7 protein-coding genes are annotated in these 11,568 nt (G+C 48.5%); 1 reads left to right on the top strand and 6 read right to left on the bottom strand.

Annotated features, from left to right (window positions below; translation table 11 throughout):
• Nucleotides 1-185: 185 nt before the first annotated feature.
• From O3C43_22435 to O3C43_22410, 6 genes are all read right to left on the bottom strand, one after another.
• Complete coding sequence (locus O3C43_22435) at nucleotides 186-1,631, bottom strand: DUF1501 domain-containing protein (protein MDA1069251.1); 1,446 nt, start codon at nucleotides 1,629-1,631, stop codon at nucleotides 186-188.
• Between the two features lie 122 nt (nucleotides 1,632-1,753).
• A complete protein-coding gene (locus tag O3C43_22430) occupies nucleotides 1,754-4,270 on the bottom strand; it encodes a PSD1 and planctomycete cytochrome C domain-containing protein (GenBank protein MDA1069250.1) in 2,517 nt (838 codons plus the stop codon).
• A 105-nt stretch (nucleotides 4,271-4,375) separates the two neighbouring features.
• Nucleotides 4,376-5,662: a sulfatase-like hydrolase/transferase gene (locus O3C43_22425; GenBank protein ID MDA1069249.1), complete on the bottom strand. Its 1,287-nt coding sequence runs from the start codon at nucleotides 5,660-5,662 to the stop codon at nucleotides 4,376-4,378.
• 22 nt (nucleotides 5,663-5,684) lie between these two features.
• Nucleotides 5,685-6,749 (bottom strand): hypothetical protein, encoded by a 1,065-nt coding sequence (locus O3C43_22420; protein MDA1069248.1) that lies wholly within the window; start codon nucleotides 6,747-6,749, stop codon nucleotides 5,685-5,687.
• Nucleotides 6,750-7,108: 359 nt separating this feature from the next.
• Nucleotides 7,109-8,188 carry an LOG family protein gene (locus tag O3C43_22415; protein MDA1069247.1) on the bottom strand — a complete coding sequence of 360 codons (1,080 nt, stop codon included), beginning with the start codon at nucleotides 8,186-8,188 and terminating at the stop codon, nucleotides 7,109-7,111.
• Between the two features lie 34 nt (nucleotides 8,189-8,222).
• Nucleotides 8,223-9,818, bottom strand: coding sequence for an NCS2 family permease (locus O3C43_22410; protein MDA1069246.1), 1,596 nt, complete (start codon nucleotides 9,816-9,818; stop codon nucleotides 8,223-8,225).
• Between the two features lie 83 nt (nucleotides 9,819-9,901).
• On the opposite strand from O3C43_22410, the gene O3C43_22405 reads away from it, so the two are divergent.
• Entirely contained in the window at nucleotides 9,902-11,491 is a 1,590-nt protein-coding gene (locus O3C43_22405; GenBank protein MDA1069245.1) for an NCS2 family permease, read from the top strand.
• Nucleotides 11,492-11,568 lie beyond the last annotated feature (77 nt).

Genomic DNA, 11,568 nt, shown 5'->3' with positions numbered 1-11,568 from the left:
CATCACCAAATGATAATGAATCTGCCAGGCGCAATGACTCGCTTTGTTCACTCGTTTCGTCGAATCCACTAATCACTCTTTTCATGAAAACCTGCAAGGAAAGCGCAAGAAAGATTGCTGAACCTCCCATGTACTATCCAGTTTTTCGGGATTTCAGGAAAGCCACATCATTCTCTTTGCGATTCCTAACCCAATAAATCCTTCACCACATGCCCGTGCACATCGGTGAGGCGGTAGTTACGGCCCTGGAATTTGTAGGTGTATTTCTCGTGGTCGATGCCCATGAGGTGCATGAGGGTGGCTTGAAAGTCGTGAACGTGGACGGGATTTTCGACTGCGTTGAATCCTAACTCATCAGTCGCGCCGTAGACGAACCCGGGCTTTACTCCCCCACCCGCCATGCAGATCGTGAATCCGTAGGGATGGTGGTCGCGACCCCAGCGAGCTTTGTTTTCGAACTCACCTTGTAAGAATGGTGTGCGCCCAAATTCACCGCCCCATATAACGAGGGTGTCATTCAGCAGTCCACGCTGCTTTAGGTCCTTGATCAAGGCAGCACTTGGGGCGTCCGTGTCTTGACACTGGATTTCAAGCTGAGAGGTCAGATTGTTGTGCTGATCCCAACCGGCATGCATGAGTTGGATGTAGCGGGTTCCGCGCTCGGCAAGGCGACGAGCCATGAGACAGTTATAGGCATAGGTTCCTTGCCTATGCACATCGGGCCCATACATCTCCAGGGCGGCTGGAGACTCATCAGAGAAATCAGTCAACTCGGGTACACTGACCTGCATTTTGTAGGCCATCTCGTATTGGGAAATACGGGTGGCGATTTCCGGATCTCCGTACTCACTTAATTTGATCTCATTCAGATGAGCCAGGTCATCCAACATGTCGCGACGGAGTTCACGATCCATGCCATCCGGATTTTGTAAATACAACACAGGATCTCCACTGCCCCGAAATTTTACACCTTGATATTTCGTAGGGAGAAATCCGCTACCCCAGTAGAAGTCGTAGAACATTTGTCCGCAAGATGCCTCCTTATCGCGAGAAGTCATTGCCACAAAGGAAGGTAGGTCCTCAGTTTCTGCTCCCAACCCATAGCTGAGCCAGGAACCGATCGTCGGTCGTCCGGGAATCTCGGATCCGCTTAAAAAGAACTGGATGGCCGGGGCGTGGTTTACCTGGGTAGTGTACATCGACTTAATAAAGCAAAGCTCGTCCGCAAGTTCCGCCAGCTTCGGAATGAAGTTTCCCATCCACATACCGTTTTGACCGTATTGCTTAAATTCAGTGATATTTGGCAACAGCAATTTCGCCTTGGTATTGGTCATGGAGCTGAAACGCTTTTCACCGAGGATCGATGCTGGCACTGGCTCACCCTGCATCTTGGTCAACATCGGTTTATAGTCGAATAGGTCGACGTGGGAAGGTGCGCCGTTTTGCAGCAGGTAAATGACTCGTTTCGCTTTGGGTGCGAAATGCGGCAATCCACTAATGGCCGGTGGCGTGTCGGCCATCAACTTCGGATCCAATAAACTGGCCAAAGCGATGCTACCCACACCAGCAGCGGCTTTGCCGAAAAATTCGCGGCGGGTAAATTGGCGTTTTGCGTCGGTGAGTGGGTTCATGTTGTATTAAAAATGGGACGAGATTCCTAAATGTAGCTGCTTCAGCTGCGATGTTGTCCGAACACGATAAGAGATCGCAGCTGAAGCAGCTCCTACATTTTGAAAAAGATTGCGTATGAAATTCATTCCTTCGTTAGTGTTTCGTCGAGATTGAGCAGCATTAGGCAGAGAGTCGACCAAGCGGCGTGCTCGACTGAATCCAGATTTTTATCACGCGGAGCTTCACCCACTGAAACTAATTGAATAGCCTTGTCCTGGTTTTGCGAAAAATGTCGTTTATAGTTTTCCAGCGCCCGTTGAAGCGACAAAAACTCTGCCTCCTTAGGCCACCGGGAGGTTACCATCCTGAATGCGTCCTTGAGTCGTTTATTTTCGCTAGTCTCTGAGTCGCCAAGTATCCGCTCCGCAAATTTGCGAGCCGCTTCAGCATAGGTCACATCGTTTAGCGTGCTCAAGGCGTGGAGAGGTGTGTTGGTCCGCTGCACCTTCACCTCACACACTTGCCGGGGAGCACTGTCGAAAAAAAGAGTTGGACCAACAATTCGTTTCCAAAACGTGTATACGCTCCTTCGGTACAAACCCTCTCCACGATCAGGAACGTACCTTGAGGTGCCGAAAGAAGCTTCTTCCCAGATGCCATCCGGCTGATAGGGCTGCACTGCAGGGCCTCCCAACTTTTCAACCATAATTCCACTCACATAAAGGGCTTGGTCCCGTATCATCCAGGACGGTAAACGAAAACGCGGTCCTCGCGCTAATAGCGAATTATCCGGATCCCTCTCATTGGCCTCCGCTGATGATTTTGAAGACTGCTGATAGGTGGCACTCATGACGATTTTTTTCAACGTCGCTTTCAAATCCCAACCACTTTCGCGAAAGTCTACAGCCAACCAATCAATCAGGGCTTCATATTTGGGAGGCACCGATTGAACTCCAAAGTTCTCGACCTGCTTCAAAAGCCCTTGCCCAAAAATGTATTGCCAGTAGCGGTTCACCGTCACTCGCGCGGTTAATGGATGGTCATCCGAAAACAGCCAGGTAGCAAGATCCAGGCGATTATAGTCACCAGCGTCACTTACACCTCCATTCATAATCGCCGGGAAGCCCGCTTGCACTTTCTGGTCAGTTGGATCATTATAGATACCACGATTAAGAATAAAAGTGTCACGCTCCACCGAATCCTCCATCACCATAACTATCGGCCTTCGCTCGGTGTATCGCTCTTTGGTATCGTAGGCATCCCACCAGAGATCGATCAATTTGGCGTATTCCGGATACGCGTCACCAAAGAATCTCAACATATTGCGAAACTCTTTAGGGCGGCGTTTAACAGCCGGTGGTTCGACGATAGATGCCCAGCGACCATTCTCGAGGCCCAGAATCGTTTCAGACTTGCTGGCCGGCTCTCCGGCTGGTCGTGGAAATATCTCCAGTTCCATTTCATCGGCGATACGAGATATCTCCCCCAAAGTCGCCTGCAGCTGCTCGAGGGTAAGATCATGCGCTTCAGTCCTAAAATCTAACACAGGTGGCGTGTTGGGATTCTGGCCTGCACCCGTCACCTCTGTTTTATTGAAAAAGGCAATGAGCTGATAATACTCACGTTGGGTAATCGGATCATACTTGTGATCGTGACAGCGCGCGCAGGTCATGGTGACACCCATCCAAATGGTCGCCACGGTTTCTGCCTGGTCGAAGAGGTACTCGATACGGTTCTCTTCCGGCAATCGACCTCCCTCGCCATTGATCATGTGGTTGCGAAGAAAAGCGGTGGCCAACTTTTGCTCTCGTGTGGCATTGGGTAACAAGTCGCCCGCAATCTGTTCGATTGAAAACTGATTATAGGGCATGTTGTCGTTGAACGCCTTAACCGCCCAATCCCGCCATGGCCACATACCACGTTCAGGATCGTTCTGGTAGCCATTACTATCCGAATAACGTGCCGCTTCCAACCAATCCCAAACCATGCGCTCGCCATAACGAGGTGAGGCCAACAGACGATCGACCACTTTCTCATAGGCATTAGACGAGGTGTCCTTTAAAAAGGCATCTATCTCCTCAACACCAGGTGGCAATCCCGTAAGATCCAGTGTCACCCTTCGCAACAAGGTTTCCTTATCGGCGAGTGACGAAGGTTGAAGTCCCTCCTCTTCTAGCTTTGCTAAAATAAAATGATCGATCGGATTCTTCACCCAGGAACTAGTCTTGACCTGAGGTAGCTCTTTACGGACGGGAGGCACATAAGCCCAGTGTTCCTCGTATTCTGCTCCCTCAGCTATCCAATCATGAAACAATTGTTTCTCTTGGTCCGTTAAAGACCTCGGATGATCCACAGGAGGCATCACATCTTCCTCGTCCTCCGCATTGATCATATAGATCAAAAGACTTTCCTCCGGATCTTCTGGAACAATTACAACTGAGCCGTCCCGGTCCGCAATCGCTTCGGATCGAATATCAAGGCGCAAGTCCGCTTCACGGGCATTGGCATCGGGACCATGACATTGAAAACAAATGTCGGACATCAGAGGCCGGATATCGTGGTTGAACGACACCTTCGCCTGAAGCTCTGTTGCTCCAGACATCCCCAACAAAAGAATCAAGCTTGGACAGGAAATTGATTTGATAAGAAGTTGGGACATATTCGGGAAACAATGGTCAGGAGGATTGGGCCGAGCCTCCAGAACGCATCATCAAGGAAAGCCAGCTTTGTCAGCAAGCTCATTTCCAGAACCTGGAACTTTGTTCTACAAATCCGACAACTGCCTTATCTTACACGGATACCTCCCGGCCACATTCTCAGTCTCCTCTGGATCCTCTTTCAAGTCATACAACAACGCATCTTCACCTTGCCGTAGAATTAGTTTAAATCGCCCATCGTAAATCATACGCCAATTATCCAGACCGCTTTTAAGAACCCGGCGATGCCGGGAGACCTCACCTTCTAGAACCGGACGAAGGCTTTTGGCATCCGCATCAGGCAACCCTTCTACTCCGGCATAGTCCAAAAAGGTCGCACCAATGTCATGAAATCCTACCAAAGCTCCTGACACCTGACACCTGACACCTGTACCACTCACCACCAACGGCACCCCAACGGAGCCCTGGTACCAAATCGATTTTTGCCAGCGGTTGTGGTCACCAAGCATTTCGCCGTGATCACTGGAGTAAACAATGGTTGTATTTTCCAGCTCATCCCGCTCCTCAAGCAGGGCTAAATACTTCCCTACCTGCGTATCGATATTTTCAATCATCGCAGCGTAATTTTGCTGGCGTAGAAGAATAATCTCCGGGTCATCGGCGTCGTTTGCCACGGGCTGAGGAAATTCGACATCCTTCCACCTGTCCCGCATGGCTTCGGTTACATCATAGGGATCGTGCGGACCTGCAAAGTTTACCACCAGATGCCAGGGTTGATCCTTTGAAAATGTCGCAAGCAAATCCAACCCATTTTGGGCAATCCAAGTGTCGCAGTAGGCATCATCCGGCAAAGGGTTTATGGCCTCAAACAGCAAGTTTTCCGAATTGGGATCATAAATGCTTACATACCGATCGAGTAAGCCACGGTCTTCCAGGAATTTAAGATACGGCCCTCTCGGTTTTCCATCTTTTCGATAAGCCCAGATCGCATCACCTTTCCCTTCACTATCGATGCCGTCGGTAAACCCATACTCTTGCAACAGGTTCTTTCCATCCAATCCCCAATCCATGTCGGGTTTGTGCAAATCGAACTTTCCAACACCGGTTACTTGATAACCAGCTTCTCTTAAAGACTGATAATAGGTCGGCTTATCCAGGGGCAAATTCTCATGGATACTGGCAACCCCACAATGCTCGAAATCCAGACCGGTAGCCAAACACGCGCGTGCAGGCGAACATACAGGAGAAGGAGTAATCGCACGAGTAAAGCGAGTGCCTTCATTTGCCAGTCGGTCAATATTTGGAGTCTTCAAAGGCAGCCCGGATGAACAACCCAGCCAGTCTGCCCGGTGCTGGTCAGAAAGAAGGAAAAGAAGATTGGGCTGCGAAATCAAAACCAGTTAGCTCGAATAATTATCAGTCTTCTGGATACGGGAAGGAAATCACCCGATCATTTTCACTATCTGAAATAAATATCCAGCCATTGTGTACTCGAGATCCATGCGGACGGTCGAATTGTATTTCCAAAGGATTGTCAGATGAAGCAGAGCCTCTGACACCTGGAACCCCGGCAACCAAATCAATTATGTTAGTAATTGGATCATAGCGGCGTATACAATGATTCTCTGTATCTGTTATCAAGATACGGCCTTGAGGATCTAATGCCAGGTGCTTCGGTCCGTTCATCGTCGCCGACAGTGCGTCTCCTCCATCACCTGAATAACCTTTTTCTCCCGAGGAATTAATAATCGTACGCGTTCGACCTCCTGGCCCCAATAATCTCAAGGCATTCCCACGCCTGGAAAGAATGTAAACCATTCCATTGTTCCCCGCTAGAACGGCGCGTGGATCTAACAACGGCGATTCTATTGCTATAGATTGATCCTCCGGGACCCCGGTTTCACCATTGCCAGCAACGGTTGAAATAATACCCGATTCCATATCAATCATGCGGATTCTTCGATTGGGCAAATCAGTCAGGTAGAGACGGGAATAGTCCTCATTGAAAGACAAACAATGAACTTGGCCTACCTGCGAGCTTTCAGCAGGTCCACCATCTCCCGAAAATCCCGGAGTTCCCGTACCCGCAATGGTCGATAGCTTTCCGGTTGCTCCATCAATTTTGCGTACTCGAGAGCTGAATGCGTCTGCCAAATAGATACTTCCATCGGGACCAATTGCCAGATCGTGCATTCCATTGAAATGAGCATTCAGTGGGTCCGCACCATCGTTCGCTCCCAGGTCGCCCATCTTCGGATCGGTCACAGCCTGAATTCCGGCAATGCGTGTTACCACGCCATAGGGATCTACTTTAAATACGCGGTTGGATCTAACGTATTCCACACCGTATAGATTACCTGACTTATCAAATGCGACACTGAATGGATCGACGATTAAATCCCCCTTTCCGATTTCAACCGTTCTTGAATGAAGGTTCGTCAGAACCAATAGAAACACCAGGAATTGAAACGAAACTTTCATATAAATAATGGGACAGAAGTGACCCGCAATCTCGAGCTTTTAATGATAGTTCAAACGGGTGTGATTTTGAAAAGTGTCAAAAAGAGTGGAATGATAAATTTGGGTAGGGCTCGATCGCCGAGCGAGCCGTCTTAGAATCGGCGGTTTAGGGCCTACCGAAGACGAAGTCGACAGCGGAGTTAACAACAACCACCCGACCATATATTTGCGTACAAATAGGGTTTTGACATCTTTCAAAATCACCCCCAGTCCGGACAGACCGCATTTTATAAGCGCAACGAAACTTAACTGCGTAGATGGCTGAAAAAGATCAGGTATTCCTTAATTCCTACAAGTTTCACTCGCTTACACAAACAGAGCTAACCTATCGACTGGTATTTCTTTTCTTTTAATACTTCCTCAATGCGATTGGCAACTCCCTCAATATCGGTTATCACTTCAAACAGATCAAGGTGAGACCAGGGCTCCAACAATTCGACCAAGCCGTCCCAGAATCCCGGGCCATCTTTGTTAAGAGGTCTGTTATAAATAATAACCGGCTTTGCCCGCATGAGTAAACTATCCATCTGCTTAAAAATAAGCAAAGCGAGCATCTCCTGAACCGTTCCAGCCCCACCAGGAAAAATGACAAATGCGTCGGATTCCTGGATCATGACTTCCATCCGTGTGTAAATATCCGGGCGAAGCCAAAAGCTGGAAAGCCCTTCCGGCAGCCCTTCCATTTCTATAATATGAGGCACATTGGACCCACTGGTCCATCCACCGGCTTCAACGGAGCCCTTTACCACGGTCCCCATAATGCCGGTGGTACCCGCACCTGAAATACAGCCCACTTTTTTTTCGGCTAACAGACGCCCCATTTTATAGCCAGCAGTCAAATAGTCTTCATCCTCAATACTGGCAGAACAAAATACACAGGCGCTTCCTAATAAATCATCCGGGCGAGGGGTTTCAAAAGATTCTTTATCCAAGGTAGTAATCTTTTTCCGGCCTATATCCGGAAGGCCATCGCGTTGCACTTTCTCCAGGGCTTCAAGAACTCCTTCCGGCGAATCAGCATTCAATAAATAGTCACGAAATTGTTGCCTAATGGTGCCTTGATTATGCAACTGGTCGAGCAGCTGGTAGAAGTCGTCCCAAGACCCATCCGAATTAAGGATAACCGCTGGCTTACCAAAAAGATTCACGTCCATTGTTTGATAGCCAACAAAAATGGAAATGGCTTTAAACAAGTCCTCGATTGAGGCCCCAGGCATGAACACAAACGCATTCGACTCGGTAACTTTTTCCTCGATATTAGAAAGAGAGATCCGCTGGTCTCCGTTCGAATTATAAATATCCCAGCCATTGGCGAATAGCAGATAGAGCATGCGAGCCCGTGTTTCCCGGGTCGGGTCTTCAATTCCCTGGACAGTTCCAGATAGTCGTACAAAAGGCATTTTTAAAAGTAGTCGTTGAGCTTAAATGCTCGTTCTAATCGTTTGGGATTGTCCTATCCTCATGCCCCAAGACAAGACAGAAGCGAACAATAACCAATACCACCAAGGTTAATAAATAACCCACAATCCAATTCCACGCTGGTCCAAGCTTGGTGGTAATGTCCGTATCCAGAACCTGAAAATGGTGGATGATACCCAAAAACGCCAGTCCCCCACCAACCGCCAACCAGGTAATGACGCTGGTAAATTTTTTCTCAACGATGGCTACTGTGATGGTCGCAAGAACAACGGAGGCATACAACCAACCTTGTTCTAAAGCGAAAATACCCTTGGCAAACAAACTGCCCTCCCTGGTCAATGTTTCCAGGAGCTCGTTACTGTATGGTTGATCCGCACTTCCATAACCGATGGCACTCAGGACACGTTTTACAATCAAAGCCACAAAAGCCCCCATGCCTGGAATCAACCCGGCAATAATTGCAGGGGCGTGAGATTTAGGGACCACCTGAAAGGCTTGAGAGCTAATCGTAAATCCAATCCAGATCAGGATAGCCATTCCTGCTTCAATGGGCACGTATTCAGATAAAAACCCAAGCGTGCCCGTTATGCAAAGCAGCGCCATGGCCACTCCGTTCATTAGTGAATACGACGAACCAGCTCCTAACATTTTCCAACCAGGATGCCCTATGTAAATAGTCGTCGGATAAGGAGAACCAAACACTCCGGCAATCATGGTTCCGATGCCGTTTATGGCCAAGGATGACTTAATGGGAAATTCGTCACCAGCGGCCGCTGCAGATTCCATACACTGAAGAGATCCCAGCAAATTGATAAGCCCCATTGGAATGATTACCGCGGCAAATGCGATCATTTGTCTTATCTCAAAAATCGCTTCCAAGCCAAATGGTAACGGGAAATACCATCCCAACGCGAGAGTCGACTCGGTCAAATTTGCAACAGGACTAGGATATCCCAACCAATGCGTGATCCAGGAGATGGCGATCCCCACAGTAAGCACGATCAAGCCAGCCGGTAAGTTCCACCGCATTTTAACCGATCCATATAACAAATACAGCGTAAGAAAAAAGGTGGGCAATCCAACCACCGGAAATGCGTAAGCCCTAAATGTATAATCTGCTGCGATGAAAAATAAGCCGACGGCGGCAATGGCCGACAGTAAAGCCGCCCGTGGCGTAACCTTCTTTATCAGCGGCGCAAAATAGGAACCTCCCAACTCAATTAACCCCGATCCTAAACAAGCCAACACACCAGCCATCCAGGCAATATTGTCGGCTTCCAATTTATCCAACCCCCGGGAAAGCGCAATCTGCTGTGCCGGAACCATCACATAAAATGTGTAAAAGAAAATGGGCAACAAATTGATCCCATAGGGAATTGCGCAGAAATGTTTTCCCGTTTTTCGTGTAAGTGAACGGGCCTGCCAGGAATAAAAGAAATTTCCAAACAGGACGCCAAACGCCATTCCGGGAAGCACACGATAGACAATCAGTTCCTCAGAAAACCCCAAGACCGCCTGACACAAACTAATGATCAGCAGTAGGTTAATAAAATTATTTAACCCAAGCCCAAAGAAGCCATCCCAATCGCCTTTAGAAATATAACGCATCATTTATTGAGAGCAAACTTCACACCAATCGAACTTAATGCAACTATCCATTGAGCTTGAGGAGAAAATTTGCTTAGTAGGCCAAAGTGAAACTCTTTGTTAAAGGCGATATCGATGGCTTCTTTGCCCTCGGACTAGACAATATACTGATGCTCATCCTGATGAGCAGCCTTTGCCAATCGTTCCTGGGATTTTCGAGCGAACTTTTTTTTACAAAGATTCTCCCGGCCACTGCAGTGGGTCTCGCCATCGGAAACATCTACTACGCACGAGCGGCACTCAAACTTGCCAGGAAGGAAAACCGTGAGGACGTTTGCGCCATCCCTTACGGTACAAGTATTCTGACGGTGGTGGCTTTTGTGTTTCTGGTCATGTATCCAACTCAGCAATTCGCGTTGAACTCGGGCTTGAGCAAAGCGGATGCCGACCTCATGGCCTGGCGAGCCGGTTTGCTGGCCTGCTTTGGTTCCGGCTGTGTGGAGTTTTTTGGATCTTTTGTGGTATATCATATAAGGAGGTTTACCCCTCGAGCCGCCATGCTCTCTACTTTAGCTGGACTGGGATTTACATTTATCGGTCTGGATTTTGTATTTCGAAGTTTCGCCTACCCCCTGGTTGGAATAGTCACCCTCGGTATCACAATGATCATGTATTTCGGAGGCGTCAGATTGCGCCTCGGTATCCCAGTTGGATTTCTCATCCTTCTTCTCGGAACCGGCATGGCCTGGTTTTTTTACAGCGACGTGGAAATACCAATTGTCCCCGGCGGACCACTACAGTTGGAGATGATTAGTTTCTATATTCCCATACCCGTTATTGGAGACCTGATAGCTGCATTTGGCATGCTGCCACAGCTGTTGCCCATACTGGCCCCGGTCGGAATCATTCACTTGGTGCTATCCTTGCAGGTCATCGAATCCGCAGAAGTTGCCGGAGACAAATACGACCCAAAACCGGCACTGGCTGTGAGTGGATTAGGAACGATCGCCGTTTCACTTTTGGGTTCTCCCTTTCCAACAGCTATCTACATTGGTCACCCTGGGTGGAAAGCATTGGGGGCCCGCGCGGGATACTCTGTTCTCAACGCGGTGGTTATTGGCCTCATGTGTCTCACGGGTACAGCCAGCATTGTCTTTCACTACATACCGGTCGAAGCCGGCATGGCCATACTCATATGGATCGGTATCTCGATGATGACTCAGGCTTTCAGTGCAACTCCGAAAAAACACATACCGGCAGTCGTTCTGGGTGTGATACCTGTGGTCGGGGCATACATCTCAGTTTGCCTCAAACACGCTCTCTCGACTACTGGCATTTTGGCAGAAAAGGATTTTTTCAACACCTCAGTGTTAAAGTCATTCGCCGACTTTCGAAATTTTTTCCCAGACGGTGCCTTCGCCATTGAACAAGGGTACTTGTATACATCCATTATTCTCGCCGCATCCACGGTTTGTATCATTGAAAAACAATTTCGAAATGCGGGGTATTGGTTTTTGGCAGCAGCTGCCTTTACAGCAATTGGCCTTACCCATCAGTATGATTTCATTAGAGGCGACACCGTATCCAGATTATCCTTTGAGTTCAATGAATGGTTCTGGAGCTACCTCGTGGTTGCCCTGATACTATTTATTACTCCCTGGATAACTAAACCAAACGATAATACTCAAGGTCACTAGTACCCTGTACCATCTATAAATTCGGATAAAGGCGAGTCAGTTTGATTCGGGCTTTTTCGTTGGTGAACTGCCAATTG

This window comes from Verrucomicrobiota bacterium (genome assembly GCA_027622555.1).
GTDB lineage: Bacteria > Verrucomicrobiota > Verrucomicrobiia > Opitutales > UBA2995 > UBA2995.
Note: the sequence above shows the minus strand (reverse complement) of the source record. Positions and strands in the feature narration are given on the sequence as shown.